General features: G+C 60.4%; 21 protein-coding genes. All 21 read left to right on the top strand.

What is annotated here, in order from left to right; all coding sequences use genetic code 11:
• Positions 1–150: 150 nt before the first annotated feature.
• The 21 genes from NUW13_00665 to NUW13_00565 all read left to right on the top strand — a co-directional run bounded on the left by NUW13_00665 (position 151) and on the right by NUW13_00565 (position 21,973).
• Positions 151–2,118 (top strand): molybdopterin-dependent oxidoreductase, encoded by a 1,968-nt coding sequence (locus NUW13_00665; protein ID MCR4437540.1) that lies wholly within the window; start codon positions 151–153, stop codon positions 2,116–2,118.
• The gene (locus NUW13_00660; GenBank protein ID MCR4437539.1) at positions 2,115–3,203 is read left to right on the top strand and encodes a 4Fe-4S dicluster domain-containing protein; all 1,089 of its coding nucleotides are present in this window, start codon (positions 2,115–2,117) and stop codon (positions 3,201–3,203) included. The genes NUW13_00665 and NUW13_00660 overlap by 4 nt, the downstream gene beginning before the upstream one ends.
• Before the next feature lie 24 nt (positions 3,204–3,227).
• Entirely contained in the window at positions 3,228–4,052 is an 825-nt protein-coding gene (locus tag NUW13_00655; GenBank protein MCR4437538.1) for an FAD/NAD(P)-binding protein, read from the top strand.
• A 36-nt stretch (positions 4,053–4,088) separates the two neighbouring features.
• Complete coding sequence (locus tag NUW13_00650; GenBank protein MCR4437537.1) at positions 4,089–4,397, top strand: hypothetical protein; 309 nt, start codon at positions 4,089–4,091, stop codon at positions 4,395–4,397.
• Positions 4,394–4,894 (top strand): hydrogenase 3 maturation endopeptidase HyCI, encoded by a 501-nt coding sequence (locus NUW13_00645; protein MCR4437536.1) that lies wholly within the window; start codon positions 4,394–4,396, stop codon positions 4,892–4,894. The genes NUW13_00650 and NUW13_00645 overlap by 4 nt, the downstream gene beginning before the upstream one ends.
• A complete protein-coding gene (locus tag NUW13_00640; protein MCR4437535.1) occupies positions 4,891–6,420 on the top strand; it encodes a hydrogenase 4 subunit D in 1,530 nt (509 codons plus the stop codon). Before NUW13_00645 ends, NUW13_00640 begins: the two co-directional genes overlap by 4 nt.
• 52 nt (positions 6,421–6,472) lie before the next feature.
• Positions 6,473–8,548, top strand: a complete 2,076-nt coding sequence (locus NUW13_00635; protein MCR4437534.1) for a hypothetical protein — start codon at positions 6,473–6,475, stop codon at positions 8,546–8,548.
• A gap of 55 nt (positions 8,549–8,603) precedes the next feature.
• Entirely contained in the window at positions 8,604–9,311 is a 708-nt protein-coding gene (locus tag NUW13_00630) for an NADH-quinone oxidoreductase subunit C (protein ID MCR4437533.1), read from the top strand.
• A gap of 6 nt (positions 9,312–9,317) precedes the next feature.
• The gene (locus NUW13_00625) at positions 9,318–10,286 is read left to right on the top strand and encodes a hypothetical protein (GenBank protein MCR4437532.1); all 969 of its coding nucleotides are present in this window, start codon (positions 9,318–9,320) and stop codon (positions 10,284–10,286) included.
• 48 nt (positions 10,287–10,334) lie between these two features.
• A complete protein-coding gene (locus NUW13_00620) occupies positions 10,335–11,252 on the top strand; it encodes an NADH-quinone oxidoreductase subunit H (GenBank protein ID MCR4437531.1) in 918 nt (305 codons plus the stop codon).
• Between the two features lie 49 nt (positions 11,253–11,301).
• Complete coding sequence (locus tag NUW13_00615) at positions 11,302–11,793, top strand: 4Fe-4S binding protein (protein MCR4437530.1); 492 nt, start codon at positions 11,302–11,304, stop codon at positions 11,791–11,793.
• 3 nt (positions 11,794–11,796) lie between these two features.
• Complete coding sequence (locus NUW13_00610) at positions 11,797–12,462, top strand: NADH-quinone oxidoreductase subunit K (protein ID MCR4437529.1); 666 nt, start codon at positions 11,797–11,799, stop codon at positions 12,460–12,462.
• Between the two features lie 10 nt (positions 12,463–12,472).
• Positions 12,473–14,005: an oxidoreductase gene (locus tag NUW13_00605; protein MCR4437528.1), complete on the top strand. Its 1,533-nt coding sequence runs from the start codon at positions 12,473–12,475 to the stop codon at positions 14,003–14,005.
• 33 nt (positions 14,006–14,038) lie between these two features.
• On the top strand, positions 14,039–14,536 hold the full coding sequence (locus NUW13_00600) for an NADH-quinone oxidoreductase subunit B family protein (GenBank protein MCR4437527.1): 498 nt from the start codon (positions 14,039–14,041) through the stop codon (positions 14,534–14,536).
• 146 nt (positions 14,537–14,682) lie between these two features.
• Positions 14,683–16,695 carry an ATP-binding protein gene (locus NUW13_00595; protein ID MCR4437526.1) on the top strand — a complete coding sequence of 671 codons (2,013 nt, stop codon included), beginning with the start codon at positions 14,683–14,685 and terminating at the stop codon, positions 16,693–16,695.
• Between the two features lie 375 nt (positions 16,696–17,070).
• A complete protein-coding gene (locus NUW13_00590; GenBank protein MCR4437525.1) occupies positions 17,071–17,811 on the top strand; it encodes a hypothetical protein in 741 nt (246 codons plus the stop codon).
• Between the two features lie 51 nt (positions 17,812–17,862).
• Positions 17,863–18,351, top strand: coding sequence for a response regulator (locus NUW13_00585; protein ID MCR4437524.1), 489 nt, complete (start codon positions 17,863–17,865; stop codon positions 18,349–18,351).
• Between the two features lie 95 nt (positions 18,352–18,446).
• Positions 18,447–19,022, top strand: a complete 576-nt coding sequence (locus NUW13_00580; protein MCR4437523.1) for a response regulator — start codon at positions 18,447–18,449, stop codon at positions 19,020–19,022.
• Positions 19,023–19,153: 131 nt separating this feature from the next.
• Positions 19,154–20,212: a butyrate kinase gene (gene buk, locus NUW13_00575; GenBank protein ID MCR4437522.1), complete on the top strand. Its 1,059-nt coding sequence runs from the start codon at positions 19,154–19,156 to the stop codon at positions 20,210–20,212.
• 21 nt (positions 20,213–20,233) lie between these two features.
• Positions 20,234–21,025: a DUF1189 family protein gene (locus NUW13_00570; GenBank protein MCR4437521.1), complete on the top strand. Its 792-nt coding sequence runs from the start codon at positions 20,234–20,236 to the stop codon at positions 21,023–21,025.
• Positions 21,026–21,040: 15 nt separating this feature from the next.
• Positions 21,041–21,973, top strand: coding sequence for a bifunctional enoyl-CoA hydratase/phosphate acetyltransferase (locus NUW13_00565; protein MCR4437520.1), 933 nt, complete (start codon positions 21,041–21,043; stop codon positions 21,971–21,973).
• Positions 21,974–21,992 lie beyond the last annotated feature (19 nt).

Here is a 21,992-nt window from a genome sequence, read left to right as displayed (position 1 = left end):
AGGGCAACGCATTGGGTTTTGTAAGCATTGGGAAATCAAGGGGCCAATGGCCGTGGTTGCGCCGTGGAGCCCAATGCTTTGGCATGAGGTTTGACAAGGTTGCCCGCCTGAACTGGTCTGGAATGCGCAAGCAAGAGAAGGAGTGCCTCGGTGAGCAAGGTCCTCACGACGTGTCCTTTCTGCGGGTGCGGATGTGGTGTTCTCTTGGCTGTCGAGGGGGAACGAGTCTTAGGGGTAGCGCCGCAACGTCGACACCCTGTGAGTAGGGGGACCCTCTGCGTCAAAGGGTGGAACGGGCACCAGATCATCCACCACCCCGGCCGGTTACGCAGGCCTCTCATCAAGAAGAACGGCAAGTTTCAGGAGGCGTCTTGGGAGGCGGCAATTGCCCTGGTAGCCAAGACGCTCAAGAGCTTTGACCCGACAGGCATCGGCGTGGTGGGCTCCACCAAGTGCACCAACGAGGACAGCTACCTGCTGATGAAACTTGCCCGTGGGGTGCTTGGTACCGACAACGTAGACACGGGCGCCCGGTTCTACCAAGCGCCCACCCTGCATGCGCTCAGCGCCCAGCTCGGTTTTGCTGCGGCTACCGCTTCCCTCACCGATATTGAAGAGGCCGACGTGCTGCTCGTGGTGGGCGCCAATCCTAAGGAGCAAAGCGCCAAGGCGGGGTCGTACGTGCTGTGGGCCGCCCGCCACGGCGCCAAGGTTGTCGTCGTTGATCCCAGAGAGACCGAACTTTCCCACTTTGCCACTCTTCATCTGCGCCCCAAGCCGGGCAGCGACGTGGTGTGGCTGAACGCGCTGTGCAACTGGCTGATTCGCAGCAATCGCCAAGTTGCGGAGGCTCGTGGCGTCAATGCCTTGGCCAAGGCGTTGGAATCCTTTACGCCGGACAGTGCCGCCCAGCTCAGCGGAATCCCCTCCGAGCAGCTGGCAAGGTTGGGCGAAACTGTCAGCGGCGCGCAACGGTTGCTCGTTCTCTACGGGAACGGGGTCACGCAGCAGGCTTCGGGAACTGAGGCAGTCAAGGCGCTGGTTAACCTGCTCGTGCTCACCGGCAACATCGGCAGACCAGGGGCGGGTCTCTTGCCCCTTCACCCGGCCAACAACATGCAGGGTGTGTTGGATATGGGGCTGGCTCCAGGGTTTTTGCCTGGTTTCGCCCGGTTGGAGGACCGGGAGGCTGCTTCCTGCTTGGGCAAAGTCCTTCCCAGCGCGTTGCCGAAGAAGCCAGGCTTGACACTTGGCGAGATGCTGCAGGCCGCCGGCGACCAGATAAAGGCCATGTACGTGGTCGGCGAGAATCTGGTCTGGGATGCACCCAACTCTGGCGCTGCCAAAGCTGCGTTGGAGCGGCTGGACTTCCTTGTGGTCCAGGATCTTTTCCTGACCGAAACTGCAGAGCTTGCGCACGTGGTGCTGCCTGCCTGCAGCTACGCGGAGAAGGAGGGCACATTTACCAACTTGGAGCGGCGCATCCAAAGGGTGCGCGCGGCCATTCCGCCAGTGGGGGAGGCAAAGCCAGACTGGGAGATATTCCTCACCCTGGCCAAGAAGCTGGCTGCACGCATGGCGTATCGTTCGCCTGCGGACGTCTTTGCGGAAATTGCCACTGTCAATCCGTGGTACCAGGGCATCAGCTACCAGGATTTAAATCGACCTGGGGGCGTGCAGTGGCCGGTGGCACGACCGTTGCCATCTTTGGCCGATGCCAAGCTTCTTGCTGCGCGCTACGTGCCTCCCAGTGAGTTCCCCGACCAGAACTACCCATTCACCCTCGTCATTGGCCGGGGGCGCGTACACCGCGTGTCGGGCACATTGGTTTCGCGCTCGTTCACCTTGGCCAAAGAGTATCCAGAGGGGGTCCTGGAAGTGAATACCGATGATGCCAAGGAGCTTGGTCTCCGCTCCGGATGGAAAGCCAGGGTGACGACCCCGCGTGGTACCATCGAGCGCACGGTACAGGTGACGCGCGGTGTGCCACCGAAAGTCGTTTTTGCCTCCCTTCACTACAAAGATGGCCTCACCAATGTTTTGGCCAACGATAAGCTCGAACAGCAGTCCAAGATCCCCGAGATGAAGGTTTGCGCGGCAAGAGTGGAGGTAGCATGAAGGTCGGCCAGAAGTACACCATCGACAAACAGGCGTTCCTCGCCGTGCTCGACTCGCTGCGAAAGGGCGCCAAGTTGATCGGGCCGACACCCGGACCGGACGGCGATGTGGTTTTCCGCGAGGTGGCTTCCGTGGCGGAGTTCACCTTCGACTATGTCAACGAGTTCGACCCTGTCAAACGGTTCCTCATCCCGCATCGGCAGGACTTGTTTCGCTTCACCCTGGGCAAACGCCCGACCTTTGAGCCGCTGGTGGACTCCTCCCCACAGGTCCTCTGTGGCATTCGCTCCTGCGACGTGAAGGGGATCCTGCATTGGGACAAGTTTTTCTCCGGCACCTACTTGGACAACTACTACCTCGAAAAGCGGGCGAACACCACAATCATCAGCGTCGCCTGCAATAAGCCTTTAGACACCTGCTTTTGTATCTGCTGTGATGGCGGTCCGTGGCTGGAGGCTGGATTTGACCTGCAGCTGACCGACTTTGGTGACCGTTATCTCATCCACGTGGGGAGCAAAAAGGGGATTGCCATCCTGGAGAAAATCAAGAAGGGGCTGGTGGCTGCCACGCAGGAGGACTTGCAGCGGCGCAAGGAGCTCATGGCCAAGTGCGACAGCCAGATGGTGCCCACCGCCTATGTGGCCAAGGCCATCATCCAGATCACCAATAATCGCGTCCGGGAGGAGCTGTGGGAGGAGATGGGTTTCGAATGCTTCAGCTGTGGAGGCTGTACCCACGTCTGTCCGGTCTGCACTTGCTACGACGTGGCTGACTACATGGAGTCGCCGACGTGCGGGGTGCGCTTGCGCTGTTGGGATTCGTGTCAATATTCCGGCTTCACGCGAGAGGCGTCTGGGCACAATCCGCGCGAAAAGACCAAGGAGCGCATCAAGCGCCGCTTCTACCACAAGTTGAGCTATGCCTACGTCAAGCTGGACGGCCACCAAGGCTGCGTAGGTTGCGGAAGGTGCATCACGGTCTGCGAGGCCATCGGGCTCTTGGACTTGCCCGCCGTGGTCAAGCGGCTGCGGCGTGAAGGACAACCAGAGCCCGAGCAGCTGGGCGCACAACGGCACTCTTCGTGAACGACAAGGCGAGGAAGTAGCGGAATGGAAAACCTCTACCTCCCACAGCTGGCGGTCATCGACCAGATTGTGGATGAGACACCCGATACCAAGACGTTCACCCTTCATTTTTTGGACGAGAGGTACAACAAGGCCTTCAGTTACAAGCCAGGGCAATTTGTGGAAGTGTCCGTCTTTGGCAAGGGGGAGGCCCCCTTCGGGCTGTGCTCAAACCCCCTGCGCAAGGGTAACTTCCGCATCACGGTGCGTGCCACCGGCACGGTGACCAACGCCCTGCATGAGGCCAAAGTCGGCGACGTGTTCGGCGTACGCGGCCCCCTTGGCAACAGCTTTCCCTTCGAAGAGGTGATGGGCCACGACATCCTCATTGTGGCCGGTGGCATCGGGTTGCCGCCGCTGCGCTCCCTCATCGAACCCATTTTCGACAAGAGAAACAAGTTCGGAGAGTTTACCATCCTGTACGGGGCGCGCACCCCAACTGATCGGGTGTACAAGGACGCCCTGGAGGAGTGGGCCGCGCGCGACGATGTGCGCCTTCTCCAGACCGTCGACCGCGCCGATGAGACGTGGACCGGGCCGGTCGGGGTGGTCACCACTCTCTTTGAGAAAATCAAGGTGGACCCGAAGCGCACTTTCGCATTCACCTGCGGACCGCCGATCATGATCCGGTTCGTCATTCAGGATCTGTTGGCCATGGGCTTTGCGGACGATCACATCATCTCCACCTTAGAGCGCTACATGAAATGCGGCGTGGGGAAGTGTGGCCATTGCGCCATTGGCCACAAGTACATCTGCGTGGACGGGCCGGTGTTCAGCTGGCGACAGATCAAGGTGTTGCCCGAGCGCTGATCGGGTACGACGCGAGCCGAGTGGAGTGACTTGCTCATGACGGTGAGGAATCTGCGGAGTGCCATTTTGTTCCTGGTGATTGGTGCCTGCGTGGCCTTGGGGAGCTTGATTGCAACCGAGCCAACCCAGGCGCTGGCGGACAGCGCGGTGCGTGCTGCCCAGCTGGAGAGCCAGGCCGGCAGCGGGGTTCAGACCAGGCTCTTATCCACCCAGGGTATGGAACAATGGGCAAGGCCGGCGTATAGGCCTTTCGTGGCCACCTTCTCCCTGGTGGTGCAAGTAGTCGCCACGCTGGCGACCGCGTTTTTCATTTTTGTGGTATTGCTGAAACGAGAGGAGGAATGAAGCCGGAGGGCCTGGCCGGCGCCCTCGAATCGCTGCTCCATGGGCGGGTGGTGCTCATGGGCGTGGGTAGCGAGTGGCGGGGCGATGATCAGGCGGGTTCGATTCTGGCAAGGGGCCTGGTGCGGAGCGGGCGGTTCTGCCCAATTGACTGCGGGGACGTGCCCGAAGCGTATACGGGCCCGGTCAAAGACTTCCAGCCGGATACGATACTGATTGCGGATGCGCTTGACTTGGGGGAAGAGCCGGGGGCGATCGCCATCCTCGATGCAGATGGCTTGACGGAAAAGAGGTTTGACACGCATCACGCCTCATTGCGCACGGTGATCGACTATCTGCGGGCGGAGACAGGGGCTGAGGTGGTGCTCATCGGCATTCAGCCGGCCGAACTCGGGCTCGGCGCTGGACTCTCCCCTGCAGTGCGGGAGAGCGTGGAACTTCTGCGGGCACTTATCAACGAGCTGCTTGGGATGACATCAGACGAGGGCGCGACTACATGAGTACACTTGTAGTGCTTCTCCTATTGTTTCCCGTGGCAGGTGCAGTTCTTTCCGGGCTATTGCGGCGGAAGTGGAGCGACCTCTCGGCCCTGGTAGCCGTGGGGCTCATGCTGATTGTGGCGGCTTCGATCATCGGCGGCGTTTTTCCGGGAACGGAGCGCTCGGTGACCATCTCGGTGCCGTGGCTGATCAAGTTCCGCGGGGAAGCCGAAGAGCGGCCGATGCAGGTCGAAGCAGGGCCGGCAGGCACGGTGCCGCGCCTCGGCGCCGAGCCAGTGCCGCTGTTCGGCTACCTGCTGGATCCTTTAGGCATGCTCATGCTCACGGTGGTTGCCGTGCTCGGGTTCTTGGTGATCGTCTACGCCCTGGACTACATTGGCAAAGGCAACAAGGAGCACTCCTCCCGCGAAGGGAAGGAGCGCCACCACTTCTGGTTGCTCCTTTTCGTGGCCTCAATGATCGGGGTGGCGATTTCGCCAAACCTGCTCCAGCTCTACATCTTCTGGGAGCTCACCACGCTCACCTCTTACGCGCTGATCTCCCACTATCGTAACGACGAGTCGCTCCGCGCCGGTTTCAAGGCTTTGCTCATGACCTACTCCGGCGGGGTCTTTTTCGCGGTGGCCCTGGTCGCCATCTTCGTGAAGACCGGTACCTTTGACTTTGGTGCCTTAGACCAATTGACGCCAGGCCTGCGCAGCTTACTCTTTGCTTGCTTTTTGGTTGCCGCCTGGGCCAAGTCCGCACAGGTTCCCTTCTACACCTGGTTGCCCGATGCCATGGCGGCACCGACTACCGTCAGCATGTACTTGCACGCGGCCGCCATGGTCAAAGCCGGCGTCTTCTTGATTGCCCGCGTAAGCACCGCCACCGAGCAGCTGTCGATGGGGTCCGGACTGCTCCTTGGCATCATGGCCGTGGTCACCATGTTGGTCGGCGTCTACATGTTCTTTTTCCAGGATGATTTGAAGCGCTTACTTGCCTTTTCCACGATCACGCACCTATCGTACATTCTCCTGGGCCTGTCTTTCGGCATCATGGGCTCGCGTTCCGGCATGCTGGGCGGGATTATGCACATCATGAATCACGGCGTGGGCAAGGGCCTGCTCTTCTTGTGCGTGGGGGCGATTTCCTACGTGACCGGCACGCGCAGCATCAAGGAGCTCAGCGGGCTCGCCAAGAAGGCGCCCCTCATTGCCGTGGCTTTCCTGGTGGGGATGTTCGCCATCCTGGGTGTGCCCCCATTCTCCGGATTCTGGAGCAAGTTCTTCCTGATCCTTGGTGCCGTGGAGGTGGGAGGAGTCGCCGGTTATCTCCTTCTGGTGCCGTTTCTGCTGGAAATCATCATCGCCTTTGCCTGGTTTTTGCGCGTGGGCCAGAAGGTCTTCTTCGGCAGGGTGAGCCCTGCGGCAGAGGTTGCGGGCAATCCCCCTCTTGCCATGTCTTTCTCTTTGGTGGTGCTGATAGTGCTCTGTGTGGTTGCCCCCTTTGTGGCGCTTGCTTTCGCTCATCAGATCGGTTTCTGAGGGAGAAGGACGGCAGAGAGAATAGTTGCACTGCAGAAGGGAGTCCTCATAGATGAACCCCATCGTGCTATTTCAGTGGTCGATTGGCATTCTGCTGGTGGGTGCGGCGCTTGCGCTGGCGTTTGGTAGAAAGCGCACCTTGGTCGGATACCTCTCGTTTGTGGCAACCCTCTTGGCAGCCATCGGGCTGAGCTTGGCTGCTGTGCAGGTGCTCGTCGGTGGCGCCGTAGTGACGGACAGGCCGCTGATGACCGTGCCCGGCCTCGGGGCCAGTTTGGTGTTGAGTATCGACGCGCTCAGTGCGGTCTTCTTGTTGCTCATCTCTTTGCTCGGCACCATGTCGGCCCTCTATGCCACGCGGTTCATGGCGCTGCCCCTCTATGCCGGACTTAGCCTGCGGGCCTTCTATCCTTTCTTCCTCTGCTTCCTTGCCGCCATCTCCTGCATCGTGGTGACTGCCGACCTGTTTTTCTTTTTCATCTTCTGGGAGATAATGACGCTGACTTCGTACGTGCTGGTGATCTTCAACAAAGACCAGGCGGAGCGAACACGCGCAGGGTTCAAGTACTTTTTCATGACCCACGTGGCCACAACTCTGATGTTTGTGGGCGCCGTCATCGTGTACACCCAAAGCCGCTCCTTTGCCTTTTCCGATCTTGGCGCGGCGATGGCCGGGATGGTACAAGAGCAGCGGGGGCTGTTGCACATCGCATTGACGTTCTTCTTCGTGGGCTTTTCGACCAAGGCGGGCATTCTTCCCTTTGGAGACTGGTTGCCAGATGCGTACCCGGCGGCTCCGGCCCCGGCTGCGGCCACTTTCGGTGGCATCATGTCCAAGATCGGCCTGTACGGGCTCTTGCGTGTCTTCTTTTCCCCGGGCACGGTGGCAGAGATTGACAAGCCCTGGGGCTTGGTGATGGCGCTTTGCGGCACGTTGTCCATCTTCTTGGGGTCGATGACCGCCTTGGCGCAGGATGACACCAAGAAGCTTCTTTCCTTCTCGGTGGTGGGGCAGATGGGGTACCTGCTCTTGGGCATCGGCATCGGCCTGTATTTCCTGCCCAGTGCGCCGCTGTGGGCAACGATCGCCCTGGTGGCAACCCTGTTCCATCTGGTCAACAACGTCCTCTTCAAGTCGTGTTTGTTCTACAATGCAGGCGCCGTCTACTACCGTTCGGGCACGCGCGATCTGAACCTGGTGGGCGGACTGGCGCGGCTCATGCCGATCAGTGCCACGACGGCGGTCATTGCCGGCTTATCCATGGCGGGGATGCCTCTGCTGGCCGGGTTCTCCAGCAAGTGGCTCTTCTTCCAGGCTTCGTTGCAGGCCGGTGTGCGGATGCCCCTGTTTATGCTTCTTGCCCTTGTGGCTCTCTTCATTTCGGTGGTCACGCTGGCGTATGGGGTCAAGTTCTTTGGCATCGCCTTTTTCGGCAAGTTCAATCCAGGCCAGGCCAGGAATGGGGAGGGCGAGGTGCCGGTGAACATGCTCGTCCCGCAGGTGGCGATGGCTGCGGCCTCGGTGCTCTTTGGCATCCTGCCGTGGATAGCGGTGGGGCCCGTGCAGAAAGGGGTGCTTGCTCTGGTGGGAAGCGACGTGGCAGGCTGCAGTGGCACCCTTGCGTCAGCAGGCATTGTCAGCCCATTGCTGGTGGATTTGGGGAGCGGTACCGTTGCAGCATGGAATCCGCTGGTCATATTGATCGCCGCGGTGATATGTTTTCTTCTCTCATGGAGCCTTTTTCGGGCAGGGGCGGCGCCGGTGCGCGAGGACGCCACCTGGTATTGCGGCGAGGTGCATAGCGACGAGGAGGTGCGCTACAAGGCGCGCGGCCTGTACCTGTCCTTCAAGCAGTTTTTCAAGATCCGCATAGGTGCCTACGAGCAGCCTGGTGTCTATCCGCAGGTCCGCTACCCGCGCGTGCAGCTCGACCAGCGGAAGCTTCTGCGCCGTGTTCTGAACGTCGACAATTGGTTCTTCTATCCGCTCACCGACGGGTTCATGAAGCTCATGCGTTTTTTCAGCGGCACTCATGTGGGAATCCCCCACGTCTACTTGCTCTGGTTGGCGATCGGGGTGCTCATGGGAGTAGTGATTCTGTTTGCTTTGGCAGGGGGAGGCCTCTGAAAATGGGAGTGATCCTGATGAGGTTCGGACATGCACGCGGAGGTGCCTATCTGACATGACCGCACGTGAACTAATCGTCCAGATGACCAGTCGGTTCGGGCCGCGCATCAGGTCGGCGGACAACCCGGTGCCGGACATGGTGATCTTTACCGTGGAGCGCGACGCTGTCGTGGAAGTGGCGCGACACATTTTCCACGAGCGGAGTGGGCGCTTTGTGATTACCGCCGGCACCGACTACCGCGACGCCAATGGTGGTTACCTGGTGGACCACGTCTTTTCCCTGGCGGCTGACCATCTGTTCGTCACGGTGCGCACGCCGTTGGCCGAGGATGACCTGTGGATCGAGTCCATTACCGGGAGCGCGGACATCCCGGCTGCCAACTGGGCCGAGCGGGAGGTTCAAGACCTGCTCGGTGTGCGTCTGCGCAATCACCCAGACCCACGTCGCCTGGTGTTGGCCGACGACTGGCCCGAGGGACTCCATCCCCTGCGCCGCGATTTCCCGTGGAACGGGAATCCGCCAGCGGCTGAAGCGGCGCCACCTTTGAAAGAACCCCCGCCAGGGGCGACCGTGGTGCCCATCGGCCCCTTCTTCCCAGTGCTGGAGGAGCCTTCCTATTGGCGGATCTTCGTGGAAGGAGAGCGGGTGGTCGGTGGCGACTATCGCGGCTTCTACAACCATCGCGGCGTGGAAAAAATTGCCGACAGCCAGCTCAACTACAACCAGGTGCCGTTCCTCGCCGAACGGATTTGTGGTATATGAGGGACGGTGCACAGTACGGGTTACTGTCAGGCAGTGGAAAAAGCAGGGGGAATCGAGGTTCCGCGACGGGCGCGCTATATCAGAACCATCGTCCTTGAGTTGGAGCGCATCCAGAGCCATCTGCTGTGGCTGGGCATCGCCGCGCATATCATCGGCTTCGACACCGTCTTGATGCAAGCGTGGCGCATCCGCGAGCCGGTGATGTGGTTGTGCGAAAAGATTACCGGCAACCGCAAGCTTTATGGCATCAACGTGGTCGGCGGGGTGCGGCGCGACATTCCCAAGGCCATGCACCCGGAGCTCATGGAGGTCCTGGGGCGCATCGAGAGGGAGACCAAGGCGGTGCTGGATGCCGTGGTGACCGATACCACGCTGCTGGCCCGTTTGGCGAACGTGGGGATCTTGCCCAACAAGGACGCCAGCGCCTACTCGCTCCTTGGACCCACCGCGCGTGGCTCGGGCGTGGCCATCGACATCCGTGTGGACCACCCCTACGCCGCATACGGCGAGGTGGAGACCAACGTGATGGTGGAGACCTCCGAGGACATCTGGGCGCGCACCGTGGTGCGCATCAAGGAGACTTTAGATTCCATCCGCATCATCCGCGACTGCTTGGCGATGATGCCTGGAGGGCCGCTTCAGGCCAAGATCACCGAGCCAATCCCGCCCGGACGCATTGGCCAATCTTCGGTGGAAGCCCCTCGCGGCGAGACACACCATTACGTCATCACCGGTGAGGACAACAGACCTTACCGGTGGAAGGCGCGCGCGCCGACGTTCCAAAACCTCCAGGGCGTGCCTATCATGGTGCTCGGCGAAACCATCGCCGATGTGCCCATCGCCCTGGGCAGCATCGACCCCTGTTTCTCTTGCACCGAGCGCTTGGAGACGGTGGACGTGCGCTCGGGCGAGGTCAAGGTCTATACCAAAGCTGACCTCTTCCGACTTTGCAAGGAGAGGTGGAGCAAGAGGTAGCACTGCGGCGGATAGCAGGCCGCACGCAGGCGAAGGCATGGAGGAAAGATGGACTACGGTCTCGGCCAGACAATTGGTCTGAGCGTGCTGCAAGTGGCGCTGGTGCTCCTGCTCTCCCCGCTGCTGGAGGGAGTGATTCGGAAGCTCATCGCCTTTGTCCACTCGCGCATCGGGCCTCCGTTGTTCCAGCCGTACCTGGACATCCTCAAACTGCTGGGCAAGGAGGAGATCGCAAGCTCGCGAAGTTTTCTTTTTCGCTACTCCGCAGTCATCGCGCTCACGGCGGTGCTGACCGCCAGCCTCTTGGTGCCGATGTTGGGCAGACCGCCGCTCGGTTTTGCCGGTGAGGTCATCGTGTTTGTCTACCTCATCTCGGTGGTAGCGGTGATGATCTTCATGAGCGGCGTAAGCTCTGGCAGTCCGTACGGGCTTGTGGGGGCCGGACGAGAGGTGATGATGGTGCTGACCGTGGAGCCAGTGCTGGCCATCGCGCTCATCACTGCGGCGGTCAAATCTGGCTCGATGATGTTCGGCGACATGGTGAGCTGGCAGCTGACGCATCCACCTTCAATCTCGATGGTCATCGTTGGAGTAGCCCTCTTCTTGGCCATTGTCGCGCAGGTAGCCAGATTGCCCTTCGATATCGTGGAGGCGGACCAGGAGATCATGGCAGGGCCTTTTGTGGAACAGAGCGGGCCAAAGCTGGCTCTGTTCAAATGGGGATTTTACGCGAAGCAGTTGATTTTCGCCTCGCTGCTTGTTTCGGTGTTCATCCCCTGGCCGCACGTGGGTAAGTTAGCAGTTGATGCTCTCATTACCCTCGCAAAGGTGGTTGTGCTCTTGGTTCTGGTCGGCGTGGTACACGCGGTGAACCCGCGCCTTCGCATCGATCAGTCCATTCAGTTCTTTGGGCTGCTTATTTTCGCCTCGGCTGCCGGACTGGCCTTTGCGTTGGTAGGTTCGTAGGGAACGATAGAGCACAGCAAGAGAACAGGTATCGCCTAAAGGGAGCGCAATGTTCAGAGCCAAGTTCAAGGAAGCGGTCATCTGTTTTTCGAACCCTCGCGTCACCTTGCCTTATCCTTTCGGGCCTGGCGCGGAACTGCCTGAAGGGTTTCGGGGCAAGATCACCGTGGACCAGACGCGCTGCATCGCCTGCGGCGGTTGCGCCAATGTCTGCCCCTCGCGGTTGATACGGTTCTACGACGAGGGCGAGCGCACGCGCATGGAGTTTATTCTGGATCGGTGCACCTATTGTGGCCGGTGTGCCGAAGTGTGCCCTGAGCAGGCTATTACCATGACGCTGGAATTTGAGAACAGCACCGACCACAAGGAAGACCTGTACATTGAGCAGGAGCTGTACATGGCGACCTGTGCGCGGTGTGGCCGCTGCTTTGAGACGGAGAACGCGATTGACAAGATCCCGGTGCGGCGCCACCGCGAGGGCCGGAACTTCGTTGGCCCCTCCATGCCCCATGGAGGTCCGCGCCCGAGACAGAGGGAGTAGGCAATGGAAGGGAACATTCTGGTCACGCTCAGCCTCGGCATCCTCATCACCTCGGTAGTTGCTGTGGAATTGCGCAACTTGCGCAGTACCACCTTCTTCTACCTGTTTCATTCGGTCTTGTTGTTCTCGATAATAACGGCCTATGCTTACCTCTTTAAGAACCCGTCGCTTTACCTTTGGTCGGCCACCTGTTTTCTGACCAAGATCATTGTGATTCCCACTCTCCTTTTCCAGTTTGCCAAGAGGTTCCCGAGCAAGGAGCACAGGCCGATGCTCGGGCATGGGATCTCGGTGCTGGCCATCGGCGTCTTGGTGGTGGTCTTCTTTCGGCTCTTTCAGAGCCATTCCTACCTGCTTGCGCCGAACGAGGCGGCTCGCACCGAACCGGTACGCTCTTTGCTTGCCGGGGCCTTTACCATCTTTTCGCTGGGTCTATGGGCCTTGCTCACGCGCCGGGACGTAGTCAAGACCGTCCTGGGGTTGGCGCTCATGGAAAATGGCGTGCACTTGGTGCTGCTTGCTTTAGCGCCCCAGCTTTCGGAAACCACCATGATCGGCATTTTGACCAACGTTGCCGCGGCTGTGCTCATCCTCCTCTACATCAGTAGTAACATCTACCAGGTATTCGGCACTACGGACTCGGCCAAACTATCGGAACTCAAGCGATAGAGGGTAACCCATGTCGGAAACGGTATCGTCGGCGCTGCCCCTGGTTCTCGTTGTCCTGCCCATTGTCGGTGCCGTGTTCACCGCCCTGCTCAGTCTGGGCAAGGTGCGCGTGCCGCGCCATTCCCTGGCTCTGGCGATTCTGGTGGTGGAGCTCGCCCTTGCGGTGCGATTGGCGGCCACAGTCTGGTCTGGCCACAGGGTGGTTGCCGTTGGGGAGGCGATAAGCGTCGACGGTTTGAGCGCGCTGATGAGCCTGCTGGTGGCGTTTATGGTGACGCTCATCACCATCCAGTCGGGCCGCTACATGGCCAAGGAGCAGGCGAAGGGGGCCTTTTCGGAAGGCCGCCTGGCCCTCTACTATTCCCTCGTCCTCCTTTTCACCGGCACCATGATGTGGACGGTGACCACCAACAACATGCTCATGCTGTTTGTGGCGATGGAAGGCTCGACATTGGCTACGGCCTTGTTGGTGGCCTTCTACCGGAGCAGAGCGTCCCTGGAAGCTGGTTACAAGTACGTGTTGTTGGTAGTGGTGGGCATGACGTTCGCTCTCTTCGGCATGGTGCTGATTTTCGCCGCTGCTGTCCAGTTCCGGCCGGAGGGCATTCACGCGCTGCGCCTCACCGAGATCGGGATGGTGGCTCCCCGTATTCCCAAGAACATCGCTCTCATTGCTGTGGCGTTTATGACCGCGGGCTTTGCCACCAAGGCCGGTCTGGTGCCGTTCCACGCCTGGCTTCCTGACGCACACTCGGAGGCGCCTACGCCGGTCAGTGCGCTGCTCTCCGGCCTGATCATCAAGCTCGGCGCCTACGCCCTATCGCGCACCGTCACGATTTTTGCGCCCACCTACCATGCGGTCATCGTGTTCATCGCCATCCTGAGCTCGGCGAGCATGTTGATCGGCATCTTCATGGCCTTGGTCCAAGACGATCTGAAGCGCATGCTGGCCTTTTCCAGTGTCAGTCAGATCAGCTACGTGTTCGAAGGCCTGGGCTTGGGCACATACGTGGGCATTTACGGGGGGTTGTTCCACGTGGTCAACCATACGATCGTCAAGGCCCTGCTCTTCATGAGCGTGGGGGCGGTAATGTACGCGACCGGGGGTGTGCGCCGCATCTCGCGCCTGGGAGGACTGGCCAAGAAGATGCCCATCACCGCGTTCTGTTTCTTTGTGGGCGCGCTTTCCTTGGGCGGGTTGCCGCCGTTCAACGGCTTTGTTAGCAAGTTCACCATCTTTTTGGCAATAGGCGAGGAGCGGCTCTATTGGGCAATGGCGATTTCTATCTTCACTGGTCTACTCACGCTGGCCTGCCTGGTGTGGGCCGCCTATCGCGTGTTCTGGCGGAAACCACAGAATGTCGAGGGGGCGTCAGAGCAAAGTGAGTTCCGCGAGGTCCCCTTCGGTATGCGGTTCAGCATCGTGGTATTGGCCCTGTTGTGCATCTTGATTGGTGTCTATCCGCACATCCTCCATCCGGCGTTGGACTCGGCCACGCGCGCGGTCCTCGCCATTTGGGCTAGGGGTGTGGCTACCCCATGACCGGTTAGAGTACCCACTTTCCGAGGTGACCGAATGTTGCGCAAACTTTGTCTGAAAGCGTTCCCCAAGGCGTTGTGGGTTTATCACACCAATGCCTCGGCATGCAACGGCTGTGACATTGAGATTATCAACGTGCTCACGCCGTACTATGACGCCGAGCGCTTCGGCATCAAGTTGGTGGGGTCGCCGCGGCACGCCGATGTCCTGCTGGTGACCGGCTCGGTGAATCGCCAGATTGCCCCTTCTTTGCGGCGATTGTACGACGCCACCCCGAATCCGAAATTGGTGTTCGCCATAGGCTCTTGCGCCTGCGGCGGTGACGTGTTCTATGATAGTTACAACATCTACGGTGGTGTAGGTAAGGTAATCCCCGTGGACTTCTACGTGCCCGGTTGTCCCCCGCGGCCAGAGGCGATTCTCTACGGCGTGGCGGTGGCGCTGGGACTGGCCCCGAAAAAGGTCGCACGCAAGGTACTCACCGACTTTCCCAGCCTCGAGGAGCTGGATATCCCGATGATCGGCAGCAAGTGAGGGGGAGGTTCAGTTTGTCAGCATGCGCGCGCGAAGGTCGGATGCACCCTTGGGCAGCCACGGAGTGCATCCGATTTTTGTTTGGTTGCAATTTCGCCCAAGTTTTAGTACATTTGTCCCGACGGTGAAGGTAAGAACGGGCCCCTATGCCGGTCGTCCAGACAATTCGTGACAAGTGCAAGCGCTGCTACTCCTGTGTGCGCAATTGCCCCGCGCGTGCCATCAAGATCGTCGAGGGCCAGGCTGAGGTCATCAAGGAGCGGTGCATCGGCTGCGGCAACTGCGTCCTCGTGTGCGCGCAGAAGGCTAAGAGGATCGAGAGCGGCATTGAACACACGCGCGAGCTTCTGGCCAACGGCCGTTTGGTCTACGCGCTGCTGGCGCCTTCGTTCCCGGCGGCTTTTCCTGATCATCGGCCAGGGCAATTGGTCGCGGCCCTCAAGAAGTTGGGTTTCGCAAAGGTCGTCGAAGTGGCAGTCGGCGCGGACATGATTGCCAGCGAGTACGCGCGTCTGTTCCGGCAGAGCTCGATGACTACCATTATCAGCACGCCCTGTCCGGCTATTGTCGAGTTCATCCAGAAGTACCACCCGGCGCTTCTTCTGCACATGGCGCCCATTGTCTCTCCCATGATTGCGACGGGCCGGGCAATCAAGGCCAAGTACGATCCGGACAGCCATCTGGTGTTCATCGGCCCGTGCATTGCCAAGAAGAAAGAAAAGGTGGATCCCAAAGTAGGCGGGGTCATCGACGAGGTGCTGACCTATCAAGAACTCAAGGAGATGCTGAACGAGGCGGGCATCGACTTGGCGGCCGAGGAGGAGAGCAGCTTCGATCCCCCGCATCCGCGGGTGGGCCGTATTTTCCCGGTCTCGGGCGGCTTGCTGAGGACTGCGGCCCTCGAAGCGGATGTCTTGGACAACGACATCATCGTCACCGAAGGGCCAGAGCGCGTGATCGAGATTCTGGACAAGGTGGAGGAGGGCAAGGTAGAGGCGCGCTTTCTGGACCTCCTGTTCTGTCGTGGCTGCATTGCCGGCCCCAAGATGGATAACGAGCTCTCCGTGTTCATTCGCAAAGACATCGTCGCCCGATACGCGCGCAATCGTCTGGCAGAGTTGGATGCGGCCTCCAGCGAAAGGCAATACCAAGAGCTGCGCTCCGTGCCGCTGAGTCGCGGCTTGACCAGCGACAACCAGCTCCGCCCGGTGCCCAGCGAAGCGCAGATCAGGGAGATCCTGGCCAAAATCACCAAAGTTCGACCGGAAGACGAGTTGAACTGCGGCGCGTGCGGCTACAATAGCTGCCGGGAAAAGGCCGTCGCCGTGTTCCAGGGGTTGGCCGAGCTGGAGATGTGTTTGCCGTACCTGATTGACAGGCTGGAGAGAATGAACCGCGAGATCATCGAAGCCCAGGAGCGGTTGATTCGCTCGGCGCGCTTGGCTTCGATGGGCGAGTTAGCTGCGGGCGTGGCGCACGAGATCAACAATCCCCTGGCAGGGGTATTGACCTACCTGAAGTTGATCCAAAAGAAGCTCTCTGCGGACCAGGTGCCGCGGGATGACCTGGCCAAGTTGCGCCAGTACTTGCAAACCATGGAGCACGAGACCATTCGTTGCTCGGACATCGTGAGAAACCTGCTGGAGTTTGCCCGGCCCAGCGAGCCCTCGATCACGCCCTTGGCCGTGGAAGAGATCGTCAAGAAGAGCCTGTTCTTGGTTCGGCACCAGATTGCCCTGCAGAATATCAACATCGTCGAGCGCTATGAGGAAGGGCTTCCCCCCCTCATGGCCGATGGCAAACAGATGCAACAGGTGCTGCTGAACCTGATCATCAACGCTGCCCAGGCGATGCCTGAAGGCGGCGAGTTGCGCATCTCCGCACGCCGGGCAAATGACCATGACGAGCATGTGCTCATCGAGATTGAGGACACAGGTGTGGGGATACCGCCGGAAAACTTGCCGCGGATTTTTGACCCATTTTTCACCACCAAGGTGAACCAGAAGGGAACCGGGCTTGGACTGTCGGTGGTGTCGAGCATTGTGGCCAAGCACGGCGGGCGCATTGATGTGCAGAGCACCGTGGGCAAGGGAACCACCTTCAGGCTGTTCATGCCGACCAAGAGCGGAGTGGAAACCCGAGGTGTGGAAGTCACCTGAGCGATCGGACCCGCATACTCCTTGTCGATGACGAGCCTATCGTGCGCGATTCCCTCAGCGCTTGGCTGGAAGACGAGGGCTTTGCCGTGTGCGCAGTAGAATCTGGCGAACAGGCCCTGGAGCTTTTCGAGCAGGCGAAGCCAGATATTGCCGTGCTGGATATCAAAATGCCGGGGATGGACGGCCTCACCCTGCTCAGGCGCCTGCGTGAGCTGGATGACCGCCTGCCAGTGGTGATGATGACCGCCCATGCTACGGTGGAGAGCGCGGTGCGCAGCATGCGGGATGGGGCATACGACTATGTCATGAAGCCCTTTCCCTCCGGAGAAGCTGCCCAACCTCATCCGGCACATTATCACTCACCAGCGGCTGGCCATGGAGTACGATCGCCTGAATGCCGACTGGGAGCAAGTGCGCCCTTGGCTCACCTATTCGCGGCAGTTGCTGAACGTGGGTCAAGCCTTCGAGGCCTTTGTCAGCTACTGTGGCCGCGACCTGCGGAGAGCGGTTCAGTCCTTGGAACGCATGAGAGAGTACCGGGAAGGAGTGGCGCTGGAACCCGACCAGCGGCGCCACCTCATGGACTGCCTCACCGCTGCGGAGAGCGAGACAAAGGCCTCTTTGCGCGCCATCGAGAATGCCATGCGGTGCGTCACCGAGGGGAGGCCGCAGCCACAAGCGGTCAACGTGCAAGAGGCGGCTGAGCACGCCCTGACCGTGATGCGCCACGTGCCAGCGTTCAGCCAACTGCAGGTGGAAATCGGCATCCCAGATGACCTTCCCGCAGCCCGCGCAGAATTTTGGAGTCTTGTGCAGGTGATTCAGAACCTTCTGGACTTCGCGGGCAGCTACCTGGGAGGAGAGGGGGCGATTGCCCTGCGAGCTGCAGCTACGGCGCAGATGGTGGAGGTGACCGTCTCCTTTGCCGGGGAAGGCCTTGCGCCGGAGATCGTCGCCGCCCTCGAGCGGCCGCCCTTTCTTGGTCAATGCCCAACGCCCCCAGTGCTCAGCTTGGCGGTGGCAAGAATTGTGGCGGAGCGTTACGGTGGCAGGTTCGAAACCCGCTCTCTGCCCGAAGGGCAGATGGCACTTGTGGTCCTGTTTGACCGTGCTTAGAGAAGAGGCACTTGGCCACAATTGATGTGCAACCAGGATGGGAGTGAAGCGATGGACAAGGCAAGCGTGCTTATCGTTGATGACGAGGCGATCATGCGCGAATCCCTTAGCGCGTGGTTCCAGGAGGAAGGCTTCCAGGTCCACACCGAGGCCGAAGGGCTCGCCGCCATCAACTTTGTCAGGGACCACCCTGTGGATGTGGCGGTGGTGGACATCAAGATGCCCGGCATGGACGGCGTCACTTTGCTCAAGAAGCTCCACGAGGTGCACAAGGATCTCCCCGTGGTGATGATCACGGCTCACGCCACTGTGGAGAACGCCATCCAGTCCATGAAGGAAGGGGCCTACGACTATCTGATGAAGCCCTTCCCGCCGGAGAAGCTGACGAACCTCATCCGGCGCATCGTGGAGCACCGTCGGCTTGTGGAGGAGAACATCCGCTTGCGCAAGGAACGCAAGCAGGTGCTGCACATCGCCATTACTGCTCTGGTAACCTTGGTCGTGCTTCTCTTGGCCGCCTACTTCCTTTTTGCAAGGTAGCCGAGCGCGATCCGCGCGTAGGAGGCTTTGGACTGAGTTTGGCCTTCGCGGGACAGGCCGATGCTTGTGGGCGAGACAGTGCTGGAGGCAAGAGGATGGAAAAGGCGAAAGTACTCGTGGTTGATGATGAGCAGGTCATGCGCGACTCGCTCCGCGCTTGGCTTGAGGACGAAGGGTTTGAGGTCGAGACGGCCGATGATGCGCTCAAGGCGCTGGCAGTGGTCAAGGAGCGCCCGTTCGATGTTGCCGTCATCGACATTCGCATGCCTGGCATGGACGGCATCGTGTTGCAGAAGAAGCTGCGCGAGGCACAAGCGGACCTCCCGGTGGTCATTATCACCGCCCACGCCAGCGTGGAAACGGCAGTGCAGGCCATGCGCGAAGGGGCTTACGACTACCTCATGAAGCCCTTTCCGCCAGAGAAACTGACCAACGTCATTCGGCGCGTGCTGGAGCATCGCAAGCTGACGGTGGAGAACATCCGCCTGAAAAAGGAGCGGCGCAACAGCATCATCATGGCCGCTCTTGCGCTCGTGGGACTGGCGGCTCTCCTTGTTGCCCCTCGCGCCGGCTCGTTGTCCATGCCCTTGTACTTCCTCTTCCTTGCGTGTCTTGCCGGAGTGGTTATCGTGTTGGGGGCACAGCTTTCCGGAGCGCGAGCTCGGTCGTGAGCGTGCCTGCGCCGCTCGAGATCCGGCAGGGTCGTGCGTGTTGGCGCGCTTGGCAGCGCGCAGGGCCGAGTGTGCTTTGCGATATGGCGATGTGCTCAGCAATGGCAGTCGCAAGCAGCGGAGAGTGATTCGTGCGCATACTGGTCATCAACCCTGGGTCGACGAGCACAAAGGTGGCGCTTTTCGTGGCAGAGCAGGCAGAAGCACGAGAGACTTTGACGCACCCTCCTGAAGAGCTGGCCAAGCATCCTCATGTGTGGGACCAGTTTGAGATGCGCCGGGCGGCAATAGCCGACTTTGTTGCCAGGCAGCGCTTGGAATTGCGGTCCTTGGCGGCAGTTGCCGGGCGGGGTGGGCTCTTGCGCAGCGTCGCCGGGGGGACCTACCGCGTGAACGAGAAGATGCTGACCGATGCCAAGGCTAACCTGCAGGGCGAACATGTGGCCAATTTGGGGTGTGCGCTGGCTTTTGACTTTGCGCGGCAAGCCGGTGTCGAGGCCTATGTCACCGACCCGGTGTCGGTGGACGAGTTCGGGCCGCTCGCGCGCTACTCCGGACATCCACTCATTCAAAGGCGCGCGTTGGCGCATGCGCTGAGCATCCACGAGGTCGCGCGCCGCGCCGCCGCAAGGCTGGGCAAATCGCTGGCGGAGACGAACCTGGTAGTTGCCCACCTTGGCGGCGGCATCTCTGTGGCACCGGTCAAAGCGGGAAGGATAGTTGACGTCAACGATGCCTCAAGCGACGGCCCTTTCTCGCCGGAGCGCACCGGAGGCTTGCCGCTGCAGCCGTTCATCGGCCTCTGTTACTCGGGACGATACACCGAGAAGGAGATGCGCACCTTGGTGATGGGCAAGGGGGGACTGGTGGCTTATCTCGGCACAAGTTCCGCCGAGGAAGTTGAGCGGCGCATTGCCGAAGGCGACGAAATGGCCCGGCAAGTCTACGAGGCAATGGCGTACCAGATTGCCAAGGAAATCGGTGCCATGGCCACCGTCCTGGCCGGCAGCGTCGACGCAGTGGTGCTGACGGGTGGACTGGCCCACTCGCGCCTCTTAGTGGACTGGGTGTCCCAGCGCGTCGGATTCCTTGCTCCGGTGATGGTCCTTGCCGGCGAGTTCGAGATGGAGGCCATGGTCGCAGGGGTGCTGCGCGTGCTGCGTGGCGAGGAAGAGGCTCTGGAGTACTAACTGCACAGACACTGCTGGGCGATGAAGGAGAAAAGCAATTTCTTTGGCAACTTCTTGGGAAGCGTGAGCAGCCTTTCGTTCTATGCGGCGGTGCCGCACAGGCGACATCCTTTGGTTGTTCTGCATCTCCTTGTGCTGAGCAGCGCCGTGCTTGCCGTCACGCTCATCCCATTTGCCAGCCGAGTAACTGCCGTGGCCAAACGCTACGTGAGCTACTACGACGAGCGCTTTCCAGAAATCCACTTAGATGGCAAACGAGTCTCTTTTGCGGGCTCGCTGCCGACCAGGGTGGAGCTTGAGAATGGGGCGCAGGTGGTAATCGACACCACAGGCGTTTTTGCCTCAGTGGAAAGTCTCCCGGTTGGCAGTGTGCTGGTGACCAATAGGGGCCTGGAAGTGAAGAGCCGCCACGGCGTCCGCCGCTATGCCTTTGACTCACTTCGTGCTTCGGTGCCGCTCATCATCACGCCGAAGAACGCACCGGCACTCCTGAAGCAGGTGCTGACGGTGGGGATTGCGATGCTCGCCGTGGGCGGAGTAGTGGCTGTCCTGCTCGTGGGCTCCATCGCCGCTCTTTTGGGTGCGGGATACGTGCTCCTCTTGGACGGCCTGCGGCATGGCCCCCTGCGCCCCAAGGACGCATTTGCCGTGGCAGTGTACGCGCTCACTCCTTTCACCGTGGTGTTGAGCGCGGTACTGCTGGCCGGTCTGTTTTCCGGCTCATTCTTGCTGGTGCTCTGGATAGGCTACTGTCTCTTGTTGGCAGTTGCCGTGATCAGAATCCACCGAGGCGTGGCTGTGGAAACCACCTAGAGAGGGAAATGCTGCATGCCGGAACGAGAAATTAGGTCCCTGGACGAACTACTCGAGGCCGCAAAGGCGGCCGGTAAGGTGAGAGTAGCGGTCGCTGCAGCGCAGGACGAGGCGGCGCTCTCGGCGCTGTACGAAGCAGACCGCGTGGGACTGGCCGAAGCACTGCTCTACGGGCCGGAAGCCGAGATCCGCAAAGTGTGGGACGAAATCGGCGGGCCCCTTCCCCAGAGCATGGCGCTTCGCCCCTGCGCCGATGAGGGAGAGGCGGTGCGTGCGGCGGTGGCAGCAGTTCGCCAAGGGGAAGCCGACATCCTTCTCAAGGGAAAGACAAAGACGGCCACTTTGCTGAAAGCAGTGTTGGACGCCGCCTCAGGGCTGCGCACCGGTCGTCTGCTGAGCGACGTCTTTCTATGCGAAGATCCCCGTCGCAAGGGCAACAAGCTGCTCATGATTACCGACGGTGGCGTAACGCTGGCCCCGGACATCAATCAGAAAGTGGAAATCATTCAGAACGCCGTGGAGGTGGCCCATGCGCTCGGCATGAGCAGGCCGCGTGTGGCGCTCCTCTCGGCGGTTGAGACCGTGGTTCCAGGGCTGCCGTCCACTGTCGATGCGGCGATCATCACGAAAATGTGGGAAAGGGGCCAGATCAACGGGTGCATTGTCGATGGCCCGTTGGCCCTGGATAATGCCGTAAGCGAGGAAGCTGCCCGCATCAAGGGCATCTCCTCGGAGGTGGCAGGAAAGGCGGATATTCTGGTGTGCCCGGGCATCGAGGCGGCCAATATGCTGGCCAAGAGCACCACTTACTTTGCCGGCTTTCGGCTGGCGCATGTGATCGTGGGCGCGAAGGCTCCGGTGCTCATCCCTTCGCGCTCGGATACTGCCGATGCGAAACTGATGTCGGTTGCGCTGGGGGCCCTTGTCTGCAAGGGCAGGCGGTCATAGTCGCAAGGTACCAGGAAAC

Source organism: candidate division KSB1 bacterium (genome assembly GCA_024655945.1).
Lineage (GTDB): Bacteria > Zhuqueibacterota > Zhuqueibacteria > JANLFK01 > Oleimicrobiaceae > Oleimicrobium.
The sequence above is the reverse complement of the archived record's forward strand: the minus strand, read 5'-3'. Positions and strand labels throughout refer to the sequence as shown.

Bases quoted from the DNA above. Each gene is read 5' to 3' on its own strand.
- NUW13_00635 (MCR4437534.1), top strand. From the start codon at position 6,473: ATGAACCCCATCGTGCTATTTCAGTGGTCGATTGGCATTCTGCTGGTG.
- NUW13_00585 (MCR4437524.1), top strand. From the start codon at position 17,863: ATGGACAAGGCAAGCGTGCTTATCGTTGATGACGAGGCGATCATGCGC.
- NUW13_00590 (MCR4437525.1), top strand. From the start codon at position 17,071: ATGGAGTACGATCGCCTGAATGCCGACTGGGAGCAAGTGCGCCCTTGG.
- NUW13_00650 (MCR4437537.1), top strand. From the start codon at position 4,089: ATGACGGTGAGGAATCTGCGGAGTGCCATTTTGTTCCTGGTGATTGGT.
- NUW13_00600 (MCR4437527.1), top strand. From the start codon at position 14,039: ATGTTGCGCAAACTTTGTCTGAAAGCGTTCCCCAAGGCGTTGTGGGTT.
- NUW13_00640 (MCR4437535.1), top strand. From the start codon at position 4,891: ATGAGTACACTTGTAGTGCTTCTCCTATTGTTTCCCGTGGCAGGTGCA.
- NUW13_00620 (MCR4437531.1), top strand. From the start codon at position 10,335: ATGGACTACGGTCTCGGCCAGACAATTGGTCTGAGCGTGCTGCAAGTG.
- NUW13_00610 (MCR4437529.1), top strand. From the start codon at position 11,797: ATGGAAGGGAACATTCTGGTCACGCTCAGCCTCGGCATCCTCATCACC.
- NUW13_00595 (MCR4437526.1), top strand. From the start codon at position 14,683: ATGCCGGTCGTCCAGACAATTCGTGACAAGTGCAAGCGCTGCTACTCC.
- NUW13_00655 (MCR4437538.1), top strand. From the start codon at position 3,228: ATGGAAAACCTCTACCTCCCACAGCTGGCGGTCATCGACCAGATTGTG.
- NUW13_00660 (MCR4437539.1), top strand. From the start codon at position 2,115: ATGAAGGTCGGCCAGAAGTACACCATCGACAAACAGGCGTTCCTCGCC.
- NUW13_00605 (MCR4437528.1), top strand. From the start codon at position 12,473: ATGTCGGAAACGGTATCGTCGGCGCTGCCCCTGGTTCTCGTTGTCCTG.
- NUW13_00580 (MCR4437523.1), top strand. From the start codon at position 18,447: ATGGAAAAGGCGAAAGTACTCGTGGTTGATGATGAGCAGGTCATGCGC.
- NUW13_00565 (MCR4437520.1), top strand. From the start codon at position 21,041: ATGCCGGAACGAGAAATTAGGTCCCTGGACGAACTACTCGAGGCCGCA.
- NUW13_00615 (MCR4437530.1), top strand. From the start codon at position 11,302: ATGTTCAGAGCCAAGTTCAAGGAAGCGGTCATCTGTTTTTCGAACCCT.
- NUW13_00630 (MCR4437533.1), top strand. From the start codon at position 8,604: ATGACCGCACGTGAACTAATCGTCCAGATGACCAGTCGGTTCGGGCCG.
- NUW13_00570 (MCR4437521.1), top strand. From the start codon at position 20,234: ATGAAGGAGAAAAGCAATTTCTTTGGCAACTTCTTGGGAAGCGTGAGC.
- NUW13_00645 (MCR4437536.1), top strand. From the start codon at position 4,394: ATGAAGCCGGAGGGCCTGGCCGGCGCCCTCGAATCGCTGCTCCATGGG.